At 62.0% G+C, this 19,109-nt stretch carries 18 protein-coding genes; 9 read left to right on the forward strand and 9 right to left on the reverse strand.

Annotation, left to right across the window (positions count from 1 at the left end; genetic code table 11):
- Positions 1-23: 23 nt before the first annotated feature.
- On the reverse strand, positions 24-1,337 hold the full coding sequence (locus tag ACGK9R_RS04725) for a methyl-accepting chemotaxis protein (RefSeq protein ID WP_394578727.1): 1,314 nt from the start codon (positions 1,335-1,337) through the stop codon (positions 24-26).
- Positions 1,338-1,469: 132 nt separating this feature from the next.
- On the opposite strand from ACGK9R_RS04725, the gene ACGK9R_RS04730 reads away from it, so the two are divergent.
- From ACGK9R_RS04730 to ACGK9R_RS04745, 4 genes are all read left to right on the forward strand, one after another.
- Positions 1,470-1,838 (forward strand): DoxX family protein, encoded by a 369-nt coding sequence (locus ACGK9R_RS04730; protein ID WP_394578729.1) that lies wholly within the window; start codon positions 1,470-1,472, stop codon positions 1,836-1,838.
- A gap of 149 nt (positions 1,839-1,987) precedes the next feature.
- Positions 1,988-3,274 carry a S8 family serine peptidase gene (locus ACGK9R_RS04735; RefSeq protein ID WP_394578731.1) on the forward strand — a complete coding sequence of 429 codons (1,287 nt, stop codon included), beginning with the start codon at positions 1,988-1,990 and terminating at the stop codon, positions 3,272-3,274.
- A gap of 52 nt (positions 3,275-3,326) precedes the next feature.
- On the forward strand, positions 3,327-3,566 hold the full coding sequence (locus ACGK9R_RS04740; RefSeq protein ID WP_394578733.1) for a hypothetical protein: 240 nt from the start codon (positions 3,327-3,329) through the stop codon (positions 3,564-3,566).
- Positions 3,567-3,590: 24 nt separating this feature from the next.
- Positions 3,591-4,214, forward strand: a complete 624-nt coding sequence (locus tag ACGK9R_RS04745) for an NUDIX hydrolase (protein ID WP_394578735.1) — start codon at positions 3,591-3,593, stop codon at positions 4,212-4,214.
- Positions 4,215-4,231: 17 nt separating this feature from the next.
- Here the strand turns inward: ACGK9R_RS04745 and ACGK9R_RS04750 are convergent, their stop codons facing one another.
- Genes ACGK9R_RS04750 through ACGK9R_RS04765 form a run of 4 tightly spaced genes read right to left on the reverse strand, consistent with a single transcriptional unit; the run spans position 4,232 to position 8,557 of the window.
- Positions 4,232-4,993, reverse strand: coding sequence for an alpha/beta hydrolase (locus tag ACGK9R_RS04750; RefSeq protein ID WP_394578737.1), 762 nt, complete (start codon positions 4,991-4,993; stop codon positions 4,232-4,234).
- Positions 4,994-4,999: 6 nt separating this feature from the next.
- Positions 5,000-6,244: a kynureninase gene (gene kynU / locus ACGK9R_RS04755; protein ID WP_394578739.1), complete on the reverse strand. Its 1,245-nt coding sequence runs from the start codon at positions 6,242-6,244 to the stop codon at positions 5,000-5,002.
- A gap of 52 nt (positions 6,245-6,296) precedes the next feature.
- On the reverse strand, positions 6,297-7,130 hold the full coding sequence (kynA, locus tag ACGK9R_RS04760) for a tryptophan 2,3-dioxygenase (RefSeq protein WP_394578741.1): 834 nt from the start codon (positions 7,128-7,130) through the stop codon (positions 6,297-6,299).
- A gap of 5 nt (positions 7,131-7,135) precedes the next feature.
- Entirely contained in the window at positions 7,136-8,557 is a 1,422-nt protein-coding gene (locus ACGK9R_RS04765; protein WP_394578743.1) for a M20 family metallopeptidase, read from the reverse strand.
- Positions 8,558-8,683: 126 nt separating this feature from the next.
- Here ACGK9R_RS04765 and ACGK9R_RS04770 point away from each other — a divergent pair, with 126 nt between their 5' ends.
- Positions 8,684-9,604, forward strand: coding sequence for a LysR family transcriptional regulator (locus ACGK9R_RS04770; RefSeq protein WP_394578745.1), 921 nt, complete (start codon positions 8,684-8,686; stop codon positions 9,602-9,604).
- Positions 9,605-9,606: 2 nt separating this feature from the next.
- Here ACGK9R_RS04770 and ACGK9R_RS04775 read toward each other — a convergent pair whose 3' ends face one another.
- A complete protein-coding gene (locus ACGK9R_RS04775) occupies positions 9,607-11,037 on the reverse strand; it encodes a YfcC family protein (RefSeq protein WP_394578747.1) in 1,431 nt (476 codons plus the stop codon).
- A gap of 315 nt (positions 11,038-11,352) precedes the next feature.
- Here ACGK9R_RS04775 and ACGK9R_RS04780 point away from each other — a divergent pair, with 315 nt between their 5' ends.
- Both ACGK9R_RS04780 and ACGK9R_RS04785 read left to right on the forward strand, forming a co-directional pair.
- On the forward strand, positions 11,353-11,757 hold the full coding sequence (locus tag ACGK9R_RS04780; protein ID WP_394578749.1) for a DUF2784 domain-containing protein: 405 nt from the start codon (positions 11,353-11,355) through the stop codon (positions 11,755-11,757).
- Between the two features lie 69 nt (positions 11,758-11,826).
- A complete protein-coding gene (locus tag ACGK9R_RS04785; RefSeq protein ID WP_394578751.1) occupies positions 11,827-13,152 on the forward strand; it encodes a DUF945 family protein in 1,326 nt (441 codons plus the stop codon).
- A gap of 28 nt (positions 13,153-13,180) precedes the next feature.
- Here the strand turns inward: ACGK9R_RS04785 and ACGK9R_RS04790 are convergent, their stop codons facing one another.
- Together ACGK9R_RS04790 and ACGK9R_RS04795 are read right to left on the reverse strand one after the other, a co-directional pair.
- On the reverse strand, positions 13,181-13,783 hold the full coding sequence (locus ACGK9R_RS04790) for a LysE family translocator (RefSeq protein WP_394578754.1): 603 nt from the start codon (positions 13,781-13,783) through the stop codon (positions 13,181-13,183).
- A gap of 198 nt (positions 13,784-13,981) precedes the next feature.
- The gene (locus ACGK9R_RS04795) at positions 13,982-14,779 is read right to left on the reverse strand and encodes an FMN-dependent NADH-azoreductase (RefSeq protein ID WP_394578757.1); all 798 of its coding nucleotides are present in this window, start codon (positions 14,777-14,779) and stop codon (positions 13,982-13,984) included.
- Between ACGK9R_RS04795 and ACGK9R_RS04800 the strand changes: the two genes are divergently transcribed.
- Positions 14,778-15,686: a LysR substrate-binding domain-containing protein gene (locus ACGK9R_RS04800; protein WP_394578759.1), complete on the forward strand. Its 909-nt coding sequence runs from the start codon at positions 14,778-14,780 to the stop codon at positions 15,684-15,686. The two genes, ACGK9R_RS04795 and ACGK9R_RS04800, sit on opposite strands and share 2 nt — an antisense overlap.
- A gap of 84 nt (positions 15,687-15,770) precedes the next feature.
- On the opposite strand, the gene ACGK9R_RS04805 is transcribed toward ACGK9R_RS04800, so the two are convergent.
- On the reverse strand, positions 15,771-17,699 hold the full coding sequence (locus ACGK9R_RS04805) for a DNA topoisomerase 3 (RefSeq protein WP_394578761.1): 1,929 nt from the start codon (positions 17,697-17,699) through the stop codon (positions 15,771-15,773).
- A gap of 123 nt (positions 17,700-17,822) precedes the next feature.
- Here ACGK9R_RS04805 and ACGK9R_RS04810 point away from each other — a divergent pair, with 123 nt between their 5' ends.
- Positions 17,823-19,070, forward strand: a complete 1,248-nt coding sequence (locus ACGK9R_RS04810) for an ABC1 kinase family protein (protein ID WP_394578763.1) — start codon at positions 17,823-17,825, stop codon at positions 19,068-19,070.
- The last annotated feature ends 39 nt before the right edge of the window (positions 19,071-19,109 follow it).

Genomic DNA, 19,109 nt, shown 5'->3' on the forward strand with positions numbered 1-19,109 from the left:
AGAGAGAGCAGAAGGCGGTGGGTTCAACGAACCTCGTCGGAGAAGCGGCGCACTGCATCGACGACCTGCTTGGCGCCGGCCTGGATCTCGACGATGACCGTGCCCGCTTCCCCCGCCAGCGCCAGGCCCTGCTCGGTCTCCTTTTGTGTATCGAGCATTCGCTCGATGACCTCATCCGACAGCGCGCGGTTTTGCTTGACGACACGTTCTATCTGCATCGTCGCATCATGAGTGCTGGCCGCGAGCTTGCGCACCGCCTCGGCAACCACCGCAAAGCCGCGCCCCTGCTCCCCGGCTCTGGCGGCTTCGATGGCAGCGTTGATGGCCAGCAGGTTCGTCTGCTCCGCGATGCTGCCGATCGTGCCCACGATGGTATTGATCTGTAGCGACTGCTTGCCCAGCGCCTCGACGCTTTCGGTCGCCGACTGCATTTGCGAGGCGATCTGCTGCATGGTCTCGACCGTTTGGCTAACGACCGTGGCGCCCTTGTCCGCACTTATGTCGGTCTGTCGAGAAATATCGAACGCCAGGTGCGCCCCTTCGCGTACCTGGGCTTCCTTGGCGACCTGATCGGTGACAACGGTGGCGAACTTTACGACTTTCCACAGATAGCCGTCGGCGTTGTAAACCGGGTTATAGGTTGCCCTTAGCCAGACTTCCGAGCCCCGGCTATCGAGGCGCTTGAAGCGGTCGGCCACGAATTCACCGTTATTGAGCTTTTGCCAGAAGTGGGCGTAGCTTGGCGAGGCGACTTCTTCGGCGGTGCAGAACATGCGGTGGTGTTGGCCCACGATCTCACCGAGACGGTAGCCCATTGCCTGAAGAAACTGCTCGTTGGCGGTGATGATGGTGCCATCCAGGTTGAACTGGATCACCGCGGTAGAGCGAAGAAGGGCAGCGATGAACGACTCGCTCTCCTTGGCGCTTTCGACCAGGTCGGTCACATCGCGGCCATACCCTTGAACCCGGGCAAGGCGGCCGTGTCTGTCACGAATCGGCATCCAGTCGATGTTCAGCCAGATCATCGAGCCGTCGGATCGCAGGTAGCGGTAGTTATCGTTGATCGGCGTGAACGTAGCGATGGCGTTATTGAAATTCCGAAAGCAGGCGAGCTCCTTGACGTAGGAAGGCACGATCTGCGACATCGGTTGCCCCAGAAGCTGACCCGGCCGGTAGCCGAGCGCCTCGGCAAAGCCCTGATTGACCGCCGTAATATGAAGTTCGGCATCCAGGGTGATAGAGAGCATGCCGCGCTCCATCTGATGCTGAATCTGACGAAGCGTTGCTGAACTTTCAGTCCGATTGTTCTTCTTTTTCTTGAGGCGAAGGTTGAACATTGGCGGTCTCTGATCGACGATTTCATGAGTTATCGGCCGGGGCGGTCTGCCCTTGAGCGCGACGCTTTCAAATGCATGATCGTCTTCGTCAGTGGCCGCCGAATTTCATCCAGCTTTCTTGAGCGAGTTGTCATGCCAGGCGTTCCCATACTCATCATCGCCGCGTTCTTTCTCATCGGCGGGGTCGCGCATTTCACCCTGACCGAGTTTTTCATGCGCGCCATGCCCGGTTATCTGGGCTATCACCGGGAGCTGGTGCTGATCAGCGGCGGCTTCGAGCTGCTCGGCGCCGTTGGCATTCTGTTTCGCCGGTCACGGCGGTTCGCCGGCTGGGGGCTGGTCGCGCTGATGGTGGCGGTCTTTCCCGCCAATGTGCATATGGCGATCCATTCGGCGCAGTTTCCGGCGATTCCGGTTTGGCTTTTGTATCTGCGCTTGCCGCTGCAGGCGGTACTCATCGGGTTCGTCGTTTGGGCCATCCATCGCGAACATCATGGCTGAAACAAGGGCACCAGGCGGCGCCTGACACGCCGGGACTTTCGCGTCACTGACCTGACGTGCTGGCGAAGATCATGGGTTAAGTTACGCTGAAGTGACAGATCCGGCGCCGATGTTCGTTACCGGCGCCCGAGCTTTCAAAGGAGGCCTGGATGGCGGAAAATTCTCATGGCGGCGGTGCGCCGCTTCGCTCGATCGCCTGCGGCTCGCATCGGCTCTTGATGGACGCACTCGAGCGCGACGACTGCTGCCTGGAGACGGGACGGTATCTGATCAGCTTGCGCGACGGCATGCTGGACGAGGGAATCGCGGCGCTGAAAGCGTGCCAGCTCAAGATCGCCGACGCTCGCGACTTCGACGCTCAGGCGGTGAACCTGGAGGACGCCGGTGACGCCGAGGCGATGATTTTCCCACAGCTGGGCGTCGTATTGATTGGCGGTGACGCGCTGGAGCGCCGAGGCATGAGCATCCACGACGACGCCTTCAAACGGCCCGCCATCGAACTCATCGAACCCGAGTACTTCGCCTTTGCGGAGAGCAGCGAGTATCTGCGTGGCTTTCTAAGCGCGGCCAACGCCATCGCGCGGGATTTGGCCGACGTCGGATCGGAGTACCGGGACGACGAGCCCCCGGCCGTGCGTGACATCACTTGGGGGCTTTCGCGCTGCAAGGCGGCTCGAAGTCGTTTCAGCGGCGCGGGCATCAAGATCGCGGTGCTGGATTCCGGCATGGATGTGAAGCATCCGGATTTTGCCGGGCGTGTGATCGAAAGTCGCTCCTTCGTCGGTGAGCCGGTGCAGGACATGAACGGTCACGGTACCCACTGTATCGGCACCGCCACCGGCCCGCGCAAGGCAGCGGGAAAATGGCCGGGCTACGGCGTCGCCTTCGAGGCGGAGATTCACGTCGGCAAGGTGCTCACCGATGCCGGTAGCAGCACCGGCGCCAGCGTTCTGGCGGGCATGAACTGGGCACTCGCGAATCGCTGTGAGGTGATCTCGATGTCGCTTGGCAGCCAAAGCCCGGTGCAAATGGCCTACACCAAAGCCGGGGCGGCAGCGCTCGAAAAGGGCTGTTTGATGATTGCCGCCTCGGGTAACGAAAATGCGCCGACCGGGGCGCCCGCGAATTCGCCGACCATCTTCTCGGTCGGCTCGCTCGACCCGAGCCTTACGCGCTCGAATTTTTCCAACGTCGGCAAGGTTGACATCGCAGCCCCGGGGCGCGATGTGTTTTCTGCCTGGCCGCGGCCGATCAATCACAAGACGATCAGCGGTACCAGCATGGCTACACCGCATGTGGCCGGGTGCGCCGCGCTCTGGGCGCAATCGGATGCCTCCCTGAGAGGGCCAGCGCTCTGGCAGCGCCTGGTCGACTCGGCTCAAGCGTTACCCTTGAGCCAGGAACAGGTGGGTGCCGGGCTGGTCCAGGCGCCCTGACGTCGAATCAGTGCCGACGCGCGCCAGCGTCGGTCATCGAAGGAGAGCCCTCGTGGCAAGAATCGAGCTTTGGATCGTCACCATTGCCAGCGGCTGCTCGGTGGCAGAGCTTGCCGAGCGACTGCGCCGCGAGGGTTTGACCGTGCGCGAGCTGATGGAGGAGATCGGCTGTATCACCGGCGAGGCCGACGGCGCCACCGCCGAGCGCATCAAACACATCGACGGGGTGGTGGATATCGCCCCTGACACCCCCATTGACCTCGGCCCGCCGGATGCCGGCACCACCTGGTAGGCCGCACTGATAAGGAAAGCATGCATGACTCACGATTGGCTCGCCTTTGCCAAATCGCTTCGCTCCATCGCCCAAACCGGGCAGACCTACACCACCAATAAGTACGAGCTGGAGCGCTACCGCCAGCTCGAGACCCTGACCAATCAGATGTTCGCCGTACTGGGCGATGTACCCATCGAGAAGATCGAGAACCTGATCATCCCCGACAAGGGCTATGCCACCCCCAAGGTAGACGTGCGTGGCGCGGTCTTCGATGATCAGAACCGGGTGCTACTGGTGCGCGAGATCAAGGATGGCCTCTGGACGCTGCCCGGCGGCTGGGCCGACGTCAACGAAAGCCCGAGCGAAAGCGTGCTGAAGGAGATTTTCGAGGAGTCCGGCCACCGTGCCAGCCACCCGCGCTTGGCGATGCTCAAGGACCGAAGCCTTCACCCCTACGCCTACTACTCGCCGGATCACATCTACAAATTGTTCTACGTCTGCACCCTGGAGGGCGGCGCGTTCAAGGCCAACAACGAAACCGACGCCGCCGAGTTCTTCGCCCTCGACGACCTGCCGCCGCTTTCCGAGGGCCGCACGTTGCCCATCGATATTCACCAGTGCTGGGCGTTTGCCGAGTCCGGCGCCGAGGGGGTTTATAGCGACTGAGCGCCAGGCGTTACCCGCTACAGGTGCTCCAGCACGTCGAAGTGATCGCAGCGTTTCACGTAGCGCCGCGTAACCGCCACACCCGCCGCCTCCAGCGCCGCCTTGAATCGGTCGGTCTGGGTGTGAAAAGCGGGCGGGTCGTTTTCGGCGATGACGAGCTGGCAGGGCGGTAAACCTTCGAGCGGCGCATAAAGCGGACTCAAGGCCCGCGCACGGGGGATGTCGAGCTTTAACGCCTCGTTGACATAGGTATCCACTAAAGGCGTTAGATCATACACGCCGCTGACCAGCAGCAGCCGGTCGATGGGTATCTCGCTGCTGGCGGCGACCCAGTACGCCAGCTGGGCGCCGGCGCTGTGGCCGCCCAGGCTGATCGACGAAACGCCGCCATGCGCCTCGAGCGCCCGGTAGGCGGCCTTTAGCCCCTGGCGGCACTGGTCGATCATCGTGTCGATCGTTACATCAGGGGCCAAATCGTAGTCGATCGAGGCGAACGCCGTGGTTTGGGCGAGATAGCGCCCGGCGAGAAAGTCGGTCGCGGTGTGATCGAGCTCCTGCCAGTAGCCGCCATGGATGAACACCATCAGCGGCCAGGGCCCGGCGCCTTGCGGAATGAAAAGATTGAAGCATGGGCTTTGCGCCGCGCCTGAATTCACCGCAAGCGGAGGGTGGCGCTCAACAAGCCCTCGGCCGGCGGCGGCCTGGCGGGCGAGCGTCGCCTCATAAGCGTGAGCGAAGTGGCTCGGCGAGTAGGCAAGATCCCTGGTCGAATCGCTCATATTGACTCAAGTCACCGCGCTGCGTACGGAAAACGCCGGGTCCTTGAACTCGCCGCTTTCGACCACCTCGCGGAAGTGGCGCGCCGCCTGCCACACGTCCTCGAAACTCAGGTAGAGCGGCGTGAAGCCAAAGCGCATCAGGCCGGGTTCACGGTAGTCGCCGATCACCCCACGCGCGATCAGCGCCTGCACGATGGCGTAGCCGTTGTCGTTATCGATCAGCGAGACCTGGCTTCCACGCTGCCTTGCCGCCGGGGTGATATCCTCGATGCCCCGGGCGTCGAACAGATCCGCCAGGCACTCGCGAAACAGGTTCGTCATCGCCAGGCTTTTCTCGCGCAGCGCGTTCATGTCGACCTCGGCCCAAAGCTCGAGCGAGGCCTCGAGCGCGGTGTAGGCGAGCGCCGAGTGGGTGCCGGTACGAAAGCGCGAGATATCGCCCGCGGGGGCGTAGTCGGCATCGAAGGCAAACGGCGCGGCGTGGCCGTGCCAGCCGGAGAGCGGCTGCCAGCCGCCGTTTTGAACGCTTTCATGCACGTACAGAAACGCCGGCGCGCCGGGGCCGCCGTTCAAATACTTGTAGGTACAGCCCACCGCAAAGCGCGCGCCACTGGCGTTGAGATGAACGGGCAGCGCGCCAGCGGAGTGGGCCAGATCCCAGATCACTTCTGCGCCGTACTCGTGGATCAGTCGGGTGGTGGCTTCCATGTCGCGAAGCTGGCCGGTGCGATAGTTTACCTGGCTGAGCACGACGACCGCCACGCCGTCTAGATGCTCGGCAAGTAAAGCGTTCTCGGGCAAAAAGCGGTGCTCGAAGCCGCTTTGCTGACAAAACCCTTGAGCGATATAGCCGTCGGTGGGGAAGTTGCCGCCCTCGGAGAGCACGATGCGGCGCTCAAGCGGCGCCTGGCCGGTGATATAGCCCAATAGCTTGAAGATATTGAGCGTGATGTTGTCGGTGACGCATACCTCACCAGATTGAGCGCCGATCACCGGTGCCAGCAGGTTGCCCAGCCGCTCGGGGGCGTCGAACCAGCCCTGATTCCAGCCCTTGATCAGCTCATCGCGCCACTGATCGAGCGTGGCACCGACCGCCTTTCGCGCTGCCAGCGGCTGGGCGCCGAGCGAGTTACCGTCCAGGTAAAGCATACCCTCGGGTAGGGCGAAGTGGTGCTTGAAAGGAGCCAGCGGGTCGCGCTGGTCGCGCTCGCAGGCGCTTTTCAGGGTAACGCCGTTCAGAGTGTCGCTCATGGTGTTCTCCGCAAATCGAATGCCGCCGTGGGTACGCGTTTGAAAAGGGGCGCTAGATCGTGGTCCTGACGCTCCAGAGTTCGGGGAAGAACTGCAGGTCCAGCGCCTTGACCAGGTAGTTGACCCCGGCGGTGCCGCCGGTGCCGCGGCGGTAGCCGATAATACGCTCCACGGTTTTCATGTGGTTGAACCGCCAGCGCTGGAAGTTGAACTCCACGTCGACCAGCTTCTCGGCCAGTTCGTAAAGATCCCAGTGCTGCTTACTGTGGCGATAGACGTCGGTCCAGGCGGCTTCTACCTCGGGGCAGGGGGTATAGGGCTCGCGCCAGTCGCGCGCGGTTTTTTCCGCCGGAATATCGAAGCCGCGCCGCGCCAGAAGCCTCAACGTTACGTCGTAGATGCTGGGGGCGGCCAGAGCGTCCTGAAGCTTCTGGTAGTCTCTGGGCCTTTCGCGGTGCGCCTCGATCATTCTGGCGTTCTTGTTGCCGAGCAGAAACTCGATTTCACGATACTGGTAGGACTGGAAGCCGGAGCTCTGGCCAAGGCTATCGCGAAAGCTCGCATAGTCCGCCGGGGTCATGGTCACGAGCACTTCCCAGGCCTTGATCAGCTGCTCCTGAATGCGCGCCACGCGGCTGAGCATCTTGAACGCCGGTGACAGGTTGTCGGCCTCGATGTGTTGGGCGGCGCCGTGGGCCTCGTGCAGGCAGAGCTTGATCCAGAGCTCGGAGACCTGGTGGATCACGATGAACAGTAGCTCGTCGTGCTCGGTGGATGCGGTTTGCTGGCAGGAGAGCAGACGTTCGAGCTCCAGATACTGGCCGTAGCTCAGGTCCTGGTCCCAGTGGATGTCTTCGTTGTCGACGGTGTTGTTCGTTGTCGTCATGGTGTTCACGCCCCGACGTTGGAAAGAAAGTGTCGCTTGTGCGGCTCGCCCAGGTCCCAGAAGACCCCGGTCGCCATTTCAAGACCCTGCTCGACGATGGTGTTGAGCAAGTGTTCGTTGGGCGCATGCTGGTTGCAAGCTGGATAGGAGTGGGGCAGCCAGACCGTGGGCAGTGTGAGCACATCGGCAAAACAGTGGTTGGGGATCGTGCCGCCCAGATTGGGCAAAATATGCACGGGCTCGCCCAGGCTCTGCTCGGCGGAGCTGGCAACGAACTCGACCCAGGGGTGGCCGGGGTCGAGCCGGGTCGCCGCGTAGCCGCCCAGAATCTCGAGTTCGATGGCCTCGAAGCCTTTCTCGGCGAGATGACGGCGAAGCTTCGCCTCGGCCCCTTGCCAATCGGTACCCTTGACGAAGCGCAGTTGAAGTACCGCTTCGGCGCGCTCCGGGACCGCGCCGATCGGTTTTTCGAGGCTGCCTGCGCCGAGAGCGAGAATCTCGAGGGTATTCGAGCCGTAGAGGCGCTCGCCGTCGCTCAAGGCTTTCTCACCCCAGCTCGGGTCGATGATAGGGTCCGAGGCGCCGCCGCCCACGGGCAAATCGCGAATCAGGCGGCTGACCTCGTCGCTGATCGCGGGGGCCTTGAGAAAGTCGACCAGCACTTCACCGCTTTGCGATACCAGCGTGGCCAGGGCGTTACTCAGCACCGCCGCGGCGTTGGTGATGACGCCGCCCCAGTTGCCCGAGTGGCGATCGCCGTTGCCCGTATCGAGCGAAAGCTTGAACTGAAGTACGCCGCGCGAACCAAGAAAAAGCGTCGGCATGGTATCGCGGATACGTGGGCCGTCCGAGGCGAGAAACAGATCCGACTTGAGCGCCTCGCGATAGCGCCGGCAGGTCTCTTCGAGCCCCGGCGAGCCGATCTCTTCGCCCATTTCGAACAGGATCTTGACGTTATAGCCAAGCGTGCCCTGGCGCGCCGTGATCACCGCTTCCAGCGCCGTCAGGTTGACGCAGTGCTGGCCCTTGTTGTCGGCGGTGCCCCGGCCGTAGACGCGGTCGTCGACAAAGGTCAGCTTCCAGGGCTCGATGTCTTCGTCCCACTTGCCCTCCTGGCCATCGGTGACATCGCCGTGACCGTACAACAGCAGCGTAGGAAGCGCCTCGTCTTCCAGGCGCTCGCCGAGTAGAAGCGGCGGCATGCCCGGCTGCGGGTTGTCGATGCGCTGGCAGCGAAAGCCCAGCTTCTCGAGCTGCGGGGTGATCTCATCGTCAAGATACTTCTCCAGCATCGGACCGCACTCGGTGCTCTGGCTGACCGTACGCATCGCAACGCGGCGACCAAGCACGCGGTAGAAATTGCCGTTGGAGAGTTCGTTAAGCGCCAGGTCGATGGCGTGCTGTCGGCAGGCTTGAGCATTCGTCATGGCGAGTCTCGCGGTGAAGAGGAAAGGATGATTCGAGCCTATCGCTTGTGAAGGTTTGCCGCCATCAATAATATATCAAGTTATCTTTCCAATTTTGGCAAGACTTTGGGCGAGGCGAAAGCGACGATGCAGGAACTCAATCTGCGCTATTTTCAAAGCGTGGCCAGGACCGGCTCGCTGTCGGCGGCAGCGCAAGAGCTTCACGTGGCCGTGTCGGCGGTCAGCCGACAGATCGCCAACCTGGAACAGCGCCTGGGACTCACGCTGTTTGTGCGCAAACCCCGCGGCATGGCGCTCACCGAGGCGGGGGAGCTGCTTCAGGCGTATGCGCTACGTAACCGGCTCGAGCTCGAAAGCGTCATCGAGCAGATGCGTGAGGCAACCACGCGCGAAATCAGTACCGTGACCATCGCTTGCCCGGACGGCATGGCGTGGCATTTTCTACCCAGCGCGATCGCGCACTTCATTCAGGATCACCCGGAGGTCGGCTTCGATCTCCGGGTGGTCGAGTCTGCTCGCGCTTCGGAGTTGGTCAAACAGGGCGAAGCAGACATCGCGCTGACGTTCAGCCTCTCGGTGGATATCGGGGTCAAGGTGCTGTCGAGCCATCGCGCCGCCATCGGCGCGCTGATGGCCAGGGGGCATCCGCTGGCGGCGAAGCCCGCTCTCGAAATGCGCGATCTGATCGAATACCCGCTGGTTCTGTCGTCGCCGGGCTCGACGGTGCGCCATCTGATCGACGTCGCCTGCAGCCTTTCCGGAGTGAAGCTAGTTCCGAGCATTGCCTGTAACACAATGGGGGTGACTCACGCGACGGTGAGGGCGCACCCGTTCATGGTGGGCCTGTGCAGCGCAATCGCGGTCAGTGGGCGAGTGGCGAGCGACGGCCTTTTACATCTACCGTTCAAGGAGCCCCAGCTTGGCCAGCGCAGCCTGCAAGTGCAGGTCATGGCGGATCGCCATTTGCCCGACCACATTGCGAGCTTTCTTGAATTTCTCGAGCAGCGTCTGCTCGAGGCGAGCCCAAACGCCGCCTCGAGAACGTAAGCTCAGAAAGGGCCGTAGTTGATCGCCACGGCCACGCCAACGAAGGCACCGCCAATCACGATCCAAAGCAGTACCAGCGGCAGCACGAACCGGAACCACTCAATATAAGAGACGCGGGCGATCGCCAGGCACGCCATCAGCGTGCCGGAAAGCGGCGTGACGATGTTGGTCACCGCATCGCCGAGCTTGAAGGTGATGAAGGTGGCCTGACGGGTCACTTCCAGCATGTCGCCGATGGGCACCATGATCGGCATGACGATCGCCGCCTGCCCGGTGCCCGAGGTGATCAATCCGTTGAACAGCAGATTGAAGCCGTAAAGCAGCTCCATGGCCATGACCTTACCGTGGCCGTCCAGGGAGCTCGCCACGCTGTGTACGATGGTGTCGATCAATTGCGCTTGGCGCAGCAGCACGATGACTGCCGCGGCGACCCCGATGACCAGCGCCCCGTAAAGCACTTCGCCGGCGCCGCTCATCAAGCGGCGAATGAACTCGTTGGGCGAGATGCGCGCGATCACGGCGGTCGCGACGCCCATCATCAGAAAGGTGGCCGAAAGCTGCGGGATGCTCCAGCCGTAGCGAAAGGCGCCGAAGATGAAAAAGCCGAACCCGAGCACGAACAGCGCCAGCACCAGCTTATGGGTCAAGGTAAAGGCGTGATGCTCGTCGTTGTGCTCGCTGTCGTACGCTGCCGTCAGCGCCTCACTGCCCATCACACTGGCGCGCGGGTCCCGCTTGATACGCCCGGCGTAGCGGCAGATGTAAAGCGCGGTCACGGCCAGAAAGACGATGAAAATGGCGCCGCGGTAGACGAAGCCGGAAAACAGCGGAAGCTCCGCGATGGTCTGACCGGTAACCGTCACGGTAGGATCGAATACCCCGGCGCCGAAGCCGGCGTAGGAGCCTAGAAAAATGATCGCCACGCCAACCACCGGGTCGAGCTTCATCGAGCGGGCCAGATACAAACCGATGGGAATGAAGGCGATCGCCAGGTTGGCGCCCACGCCGATCGAGGCAAGCGTTGCGAAAGTGGTGCAAAAGATCCAGATCAGCACGTTCTGGCGGCCTTTTGCCAAGGCGATCAAACGGTGAATGCCGGAACTGATCGCCCCGGTGGTTTCGATGACCTTGAGCACCCCGCCCACAATCAAAATCAAAAATATCAGCGTCGAAGCTGCCACCAGGCCGTTGTGCATGGCGGTGAACAGGTCCATTACGCTGAGCGTATCCCCGGTGATGTAGCGAAAACTCTCGGTATCGACCTGAGTCAGCCCGTTTTCAACCGTTCGTTCGTAAGTGCCGGCGGGCACGATGTAGGACGCGATCAGTACCAACACCATGAAGCCAAACAGGATGATGAACACATCCGGCATGGCGCGCTTCTTTTTGGCCGGCGTTACGGGTACGTCGGTCGACTCGGATTTTTGGGACATCTATTTTCTCGCCTCCGGGCATTATGGTTTTAGTGTTCTGGCGTGCACCGGGGATGTTATTGGGGTGGAGGCGTAAAGCCGTGTGGCCCGGCGAATTCACGCTACCAGGGAAACCGAAGGCGGGCAATTGTGTATTAATCAAACCTGCTTTCTGATCAAGGCAATGATAAAGCCAAAACCTTGAGTGTTGCCTGATGAACGTTGTCTGAAATGTTCGCCCGCCGCGTGAAACGCCGCTCGTTTGATGGCGTCTCAACCTGGGGCGTTTGAAGATAAAATGCCTTTTGCTTCTCGATTCCTGCTCGGTGAAACGCCATGCCTGCCAGCGCCTACCTTTTGATGGCCGATATCGTATTGCTCTTTCATGTGCTGTTCGTCGCCTTCGTGGTGGGCGGGCTGCTGGCGATCTACGCCGGAAGACTTTGGGGCTGGCGCTGGGTGCGCCACCGCGGCTTTCGAATCATTCACCTGGCCGCCATCGGTTACGTGGTGGTACAGGCCTGGCTGGGCCTGGTATGTCCGCTGACTACGCTCGAAATGGCGCTTCGCGCCCAGGCGGGGCAGGCGAGCTACTCCGGCGCGTTCATTCAGCACTGGCTGCAGCGGCTTCTTTACTACACCGCGCCCGAGTGGGTGTTCGTGGTGGTCTACTCGATTTTTGGCGCGCTGGTCGGAGCCAGCTGGTGGGTGGTACCGCCCCGCGCGAAGCATTCGAGGTGAATGTCATTGAAACAATAATCATCATTAAATTAAGCTCGACCACTTTTGAACGTGCAAGAGGGAGTGGGTATGGCCGTTGGCTCGAAAGCGTGGATGATTGCAGGCGCCGTTGTCGTGGTCGGTGCAGGCGGCTACCTGGGCGCCCAGGCGGTGGTAGGGCACGAGGTAGAAAAATCGCTGAACCAGGTGTTGTCGCGCATCGACGCCTCGCCTGGTTGGCAAGTCAGCGAAATCGACATCGACCGCTCGCTTTTTTCGACCACCGCCCGCGCCACGCTCGGCGCCGTCGGGTTTGACGAGGCCACCGCCGCGCTCGATCTACGCGTGGACCACGGCGTGTTCAAAAGCCCGGTGACCGGCACCCTGCGGCCAAGCGAGGCGCTGTTCGAGGGCGATATCGATATCGACATGGTCGCATCCTTGAGCGGCGCCGAAGGCCAGCTCACCGCCGATACACTTCGCCTTCAAGAGTTGCATGGTGAAGCGACCGGGCTAGTGATGGATCTCGATATCGAGGACGAGACGCGCTGGCACGTCGATACGCGTATCCAATCGCTTGGGTTTACCTACGTCGATGGATCGGTCGTGCGTCTGAATGCGCCACGTTTCGAAATGGATACCCGCGGCGACCAGGGCAGCGAAGTAGTACAGCGACTCGAACTCCCCCGCGCAGAGATCGCAACCCGGGGGCTCAACGTCTACCTGAGCGACGTGACGTTCGACGCCCTCACGCAGCCTTCCCCTGAGCTTGAAGGCAACCCCCGGCGGGTCGATCAAAGTGCCACCCTCCAGGTGGCAGATGTCGGCGTGGACGAGACATCGATGGGCAGCCTTTCAATGGATCTCGCCGCAAAGCGTTTGGACATGCAGGCGTTTCAGGACTACAACGAAGCCTTCGCCATGCTGACTGCCCTGGACTATCGCCGCGAGCAGGATCCGGCCAGTTTCGATGAGGCGCGCTACCGCGAGTCGCTGAACGAAGCAATCGACAGCGGCTACACCTTTCTGGCCAGTAGCCCCGCGGTCAATATCGACCCGCTCGACGCCCATATCGTCGTGCCGGCGCTGAATCTGGATTTCAAACCGCGCCTTCAGATCGACATGGGCTTCGACGGCGAGAGCCTCTCTAAAGAGGCGTTTTACAGCCTCGCGCGCCATACCGATACACCGGCAAGTGAGCTCATCGAGCCTCAAAACGCTCCCATGAGTGAGGCGCAAGCCAACGCCTATTTTGGTAGCCGCACCCGTTTCGAAGTCAACATGGCCACCCCGCCGCAAGCGGTGCTCAGCGAGCTTCCGCTGATGGCGCGTTTTTTGATCGATGCTGAACGCGATCAACAAACCCTCAAGTGGGAGCAGGGCCAGCTGACCCTCAACGGTGAAGCGCTATTCTAGCCGCTGCATTTTCTGAAAAGCGATACGCTCAGCTAATGATGAACCCGACGCAGGCCGCCGTGGCAAGCCCCATCGCCACGTTGAAAATGCGCCATGCGCGAGGTGTGGTCAAAAGTCGACCGATCGCCATACCGAACCCGGCCCAGAGCGAAATGCAGAAAAACGCCACGCCCTCCATCAGCAGCGCCAGTACCAAGGCGTTTACGAACAGAGGGCCGTCCTGGGGCATGAAACCCGCGACCAGCGCAATACCCATTACCCACGCCTTGGGGTTAACGAACTGGAATGCCGCCGCCTGCCAGGCGGTCAGCGGGCGCGCACCTTCGCGCGCGACCAGGTTCGGCGGCGGGGCGCTGGCGATCTTCCACGCCAGGTAGAGCAGGTAAGCCGCCCCCACGACCTTGAGCCCCTGCTGAATCACCGGGTAGCGCTCGAACAGCGCGCCAAGCCCGAGGGCGATACCCATGAAAAGCGTCATGCAACCGAGCATGATGCCGGCAATGTGCGGCAGCGTGCGCCGGTAGCCGTAAAGCGCGCCAGAGGCGGTAAGCATGACGTTGTTCGGGCCTGGCGTTCCGCTCATCGAGATCGAGAAAAGGGCTACCGACAGCCACCAGCCAAGCGAGGTCATGGGAGCTTACGGGGAGTATTACTCCCGACGTGCAAGAATGCGATCGACATCGATTTCTCCTGATTGAGTCGATAAAAGAAAATGTGCTGGCAAGTCCTATTGTATGGAATCAAATGAAGTTTTGGAGCGTTACATATCGTTATTTCGAACATCGATTCTTGCTGCTTCAATGCTTTCGTACAAGGTCGGCGAGCCCTGTTACTCACCAGACGCTCGGAGCGTGGCTTGCAGTTTGGCGACCAGCGCTTTTACGTCCCGCTGCGCGTGATTAATGGAGTTCTCCAGCACCTCGCCACCTTCTTCCTGGCCTTCGATGGCAACGGCGTGGATCCGGGTGATCCCGATGAAGTTCAGCGCCGATCTCATACTCGCCTCCAGATGATTCATATGCGCCATGGCCTCGTTGGGACCCATATCCGTGCCGCCTCGGGCAGCGAGAATGACGGCGTGTCTTTGTCGTTCGGCAAGCAGTGGAACCGGTTCGCGGTGCTCGTCATAGGCCACGGTACGTCCTAACCTGATGACCTGATCGACCCACGCTTTCAGCGCCGCCGGCATGGAAAAGTTATAAAGCGGCGAGCCGATCACCAGAATATCCGCCTCGATCAGCTCCTCTACCAGTCGGTCGCTCTCTTTAAGCGCGGCTTTCATGGATGCACTGCGCTGGGCGTCAGGCGTGAAAGCGGCGGCGATCCAGTCATGGTCGATGAAGCTGGGTGGGCGCTGGCCAATATCGCGATACGTCAGCGTATCCCCGGGCCGGGTGGCCTGCCACTGCGCTACGAACGTTTGCGACAAACGGCGGCTGAGCGACCCGTGAAGGTCGGTACCGGCGATGCCGGGGCGGGCGCTAGCGTCCAGGTGAAGAAGATGAGTCATGAATCCTCCTGAATGAATCGTTTGATCCGAATAAAACTGTAGCGTCAGCATAGGGCGCACTATAATGCGCTCACAAACGATCATTTCTTCGACCATGGATGAGGTGAATTCACTCATGAGCAGGCGACAACTCCCTTCGCTTGCGTCACTCAAGGCCTTCGAGGCGGCGGCGCGTCATGAAAGCGCCAAGCGGGCTGCCGAGGAGCTTTCGGTCACGCCGACGGCCGTGAGTCACCAAATTCGGGGGCTCGAAGAAGCGCTGGGCATTGCCCTGTTTCGACGCCGCCCCAGGCAGCTCGAGCTGACGCCGAAAGGGCGAGAGCTACAGCGCGTATTGGAAAGTTCGTTCGATAACATCGAGCACACCATCGCGCGGCTGACTGCGAGACCCCGGCGTCAGGGCATCACGCTGACCACCACGCCGGTCGTGGCAGTACGCTGGCTTCTTCCCTGGGTGTATCGGCTCGCTGACGCGCAGCCGGATATCGACCTGCGTATTCATGCAAGCCACGAACCCGTCGCGCTGGATGGTTCGATCGCCGACATGGCTATCCGCCATGGAGACGGCCATTGGCCGGGTCTTGCCGCCGAAAAGCTTTTCGATACCACGCTATTACCGGCCTGCACGCCGGGCCTGATCGAGCGCTTCCAGGACGATGTCGCGGGCTACCCGTTGTTACACCTGCGCCCGCAAAAAGCGCTAGTTTCGCCCATGGATTGGGCCAGTTATATCGAAGCGGCAGGGTTACCTGCGATGAATACCGATGCAGGTCTCGCGTTCTCCGACGAAAGCCACGCGATCTCGGCGGCGCTGGATGGGCAGGGCGTGATTCTGATGAATCGGCAGTTGATCGAGGACGAACTTGCGAGCGGGCGTTTGATTCAGCCATTCGGAATCGAGCTCGACGACCGTGCGTTTTATCTCGCATATCCCGAAAATCGACCAAAGGATGCATCGTTACAGGCCGTGCGCGAGTGGGTAATGGTCATCGCCGAACAAGAGTTGGCGCGAGACGTTCGATAGTTTTATACCGTTATATTTTTTAGTCGAGTATGAGAATTCGATCTGGCCGATTTTTGGAGTTTTGAGTAGTTTGCCGCGCGCGGTCTAGCTAGTGGTTTTGCGCTTAAACCTTGCGCGGCCGGTGCTTTTTGAACGAGTACCGCCGCTGCGCTTTCGGGAGGTGCGTTTGACCGGGGTGCCGGTTTCGCCCTCTGCGCTTTGCAGGCTCTTTCTGAGTTTGTCCGCATCGCTTTGTCCGAGAAGTCCGCGCAAGTCCTCGATCAGCGCCTGCTGAAAAGCACCGGCATCGTCGGCACGCTCGGCAATCGCGCCGAGTCGCTGCTCCCAAAGGGCGGTGCGCTCCGGGGTACTGACGGCGGCGGGAAGTGCGGCGACCAAAGCGCTGCCAAGTTTCGTGGCACGCAGCGCTTTTTGCTTGCGCACGAGATAGCCGCGCTGCACCAGCGTTTCGATGATGCCGGCGCGAGTCGCCTCGGTGCCCAGGCCATCGGTGTCGCGCAGGGTGCGGCGCACCTCGGCATCCTCGACGTAGCGACCGATGTTCATCATCGCCTTGATGAGACTGGCGTCGGTAAACGGCTCCGGCGGGCGGGTCTCTTTCTCTTCTACACCGGCATTCAGCGCCCGGCAGAGCTCGTTTTGCGTTAGCGGCGGCAGCGGCGGGGCGTCCTCTTTCGTGGTGAACAGCGGCTTCCAGCCCGGGTCGAGCACGCTCTGGCCGCGGGCGCGAAAAGCCTCGTTCAAGAGATGAAATTCGGCTTTAACCTCGAACGTCTTGAGCGGCGGGTAGAACTGCGCCATCACGTTGCGCACGATCAGGCGAAACACCTGGCCGTCGATGTTGGAAAGCGCCGTGAAGTCGGCGGGCTTGCCGGTCGGCGCGAGGGCGTGGTGGGCGCCGACCTGCTTGTCGTTCCAGGCCTTTGATCGAAGTGAAAAATCGGCACTTTTCAGCCAGCTCGAGAGCGTTGCGTCGTTCTGACAGGCGCCGGTCAGGCTCTTTTTTGCCAGCGGCAGATGCTCTTGCGGAAGGTAACGACAGTCCGAGCGCGGATAGGTGATCAGCTTGTGCTGCTCGTAAAGGCGCTGGCACACGTCGAGCACCGTTTGGGCGGAAAGCCCGAAGCGGCGCGCGGCGTCGACCTGAAGCGCCGAGAGCGAGTAGGGCAGCGGTGCGTTCTGGCGTTTCTCGTTTTGCTCGAGCTTTGCAAGCGTCCCCTCGGCGCCGGGGAGGCTCGCGGCCAGCGCATCCGCCGGGGCGCGCTCGATAAGCCGGCCCTGGTCGTCCAGCGGCTGGCGCTCAGTGGGCGTCCACCAGGCGCGAAGCTGGCCCTTCGCCACCTGAAGATCCACCCAGAGCGGGTAGAACGGGTAGGGCCTGAAGTCGCGAATGGCGTTGTCGCGGCGCACGATCAGCCCCAAAACCGGCGTTTGCACCCGGCCAACGGAAAGCACGCCATCGAAGCCCGCCTGGCGCCCGGTCAGCGTCCAGGCGCGGGTCAGGTTGATGCCGTAGAGCCAGTCGGCGCGCGAGCGCGTCTGGGCAGCTTGAAACAGCGGCTGAAACTCGGCGTTGCTCTTGAGCCTGGAAAGCGCGCGGGCCACTGCCGGGCGGTTCAGGTCGCTGACCAGAAGGCGCCACACAGGGCCACGATAGTTCAGGTACTCGATGACCTCCTGGACCAGAAGCTGGCCTTCGCGGTCCGGGTCGCCGGCGTGTACCACCTCGGCGGCCTGCTTGATCAGCTTGCGAATCACCGCGAGCTGCCCCCGCGCCTTGGCGCGCGGCGCCAGTTTCCACGTGCCGGGTACGATCGGCAGCCGGTCCAGGCGCCACTGTTTATCGGCGGGGTCGTAAACCTCCGGGGCGGCCTGCTCGAGCAAATGGCCCAGACACCAGGTCACGGTGGTGTCACCACATACGATGGCGCCGTCCTGGCGCCGGCCACTGCCCGGCAGTGCATCGGCAATCGCGCGGGCGAGGCTGGGTTTTTCGGCGATAATCAGGCGCATGCCGGCACTACCTTAACGAGTCGGAAAATTGCGCCTATGGTATCAGAGAGGGCGAACCGAGCGCAGAACGCGAAAAACGCGTGCTCACTTTCGCTCGACCATGTCGACCAACGAGGAAAACCGATGCGCGATCGCGGAAGAACACGGCGTTTGATGGGCCTGGGTGCCCGCACCGGCGGGGCGATGCTGAAAACCCGCCTCGGCGGTCAGGCGGATTGGCGCTCACTTGGCGAGGCGCTGTTCGAAGGGCTTTCCGAGCTCAAGGGCCCGGCAATGAAGATGGCCCAGGTGATGTCCCAGTGGGACGACCTGCTGCCGGCGGATCTTTCCGAGGAGCTTGCGCGGCTTCAGCGCCAGGCCGAGCCGATGCCCTGGCCGCGTATTCGCGAGGCGCTGGTGCTTCAGTACGGCGACCTGGACGACTATTTCAGCGAGATCGAAGAGCGGCCGTTTGCCAGCGCCTCGATGGGGCAGGTGCACAAGGCGATCACTCTAGAGGGCGAGACCGTGGTGCTCAAGGTGCAGTATCCGGGGCTTTCCGCGGTGCTCGAAAGCGATTTGGTACAGCTCAAACGCCTCATGCGCCTGGGGCGCTGGTTCAAGGTGCCCCAGGCAAGGCTCGACGCGTTGTTCGAAGAGCTCGCCGCGGGGCTTCGCGACGAGCTCGACTACCAGGCCGAGGCTTTGGCGCTTGAGCGCTATCGTGAGCGCTACGCCGATGATCCGCGGCTGGTGATTCCCGAGCCGCTGTTCGCACTTTCCGGTACTCACGTACTCGCCATGCGCTTCGTCGACGGCACGCCGCTGCGCGAGGTGGAAAGCCTGGAGGATGCCACGCGCCAGCAGGTCGCCGCCACCCTTGCCGACTGGATCACCCGCGAGCTTTTCAGCTTCGGCGAGCTGCACGCCGACCCCCACGCGGGCAACTTCGCCGTCGATGATCGGGGGCGGCTGGTGATCTATGACTTCGGCGCGGTCATCCCCGTGCCCGAGGCGCGGCTCGAGGCGATGGTGGCGCTTTTGAAGGCCACACTCGCACGTGATCCGATGGCCATGGACGAGGCGATGATGGCGATGGGTGGGCGTCAGGGCCAGGGCGCGCCGCTGTCGCTCTATCGTGAGGCCGCCGAGTGCGTGGCGCCGCTGTTCGAGCCCGGCGAGCAGGATTTTGGCGATGTGCGCGTGCATCGGCGTTTGCGCGAGCTCTCGCCGAAAGTGTGGGGCGCGATGGACCGCCTCCAGCCGCCAGCGGATACGCTGCTGCTGTCGCGCGCGCTCAACGGCCACTACTGGAATCTTGTGCGATTGAAGGCGCGCCTTGATATGCACGCCCGGGTCGAGCCTTTGCTTGCGTGGTCCGGTTTCGAGTAGCGCCTTGAACGCCCTGTTGGCAGCGCCAATCCTCCTGCG

The organism is Halomonas sp. HNIBRBA4712, assembly GCF_043558675.1.
Lineage (GTDB): Bacteria > Pseudomonadota > Gammaproteobacteria > Pseudomonadales > Halomonadaceae > Vreelandella.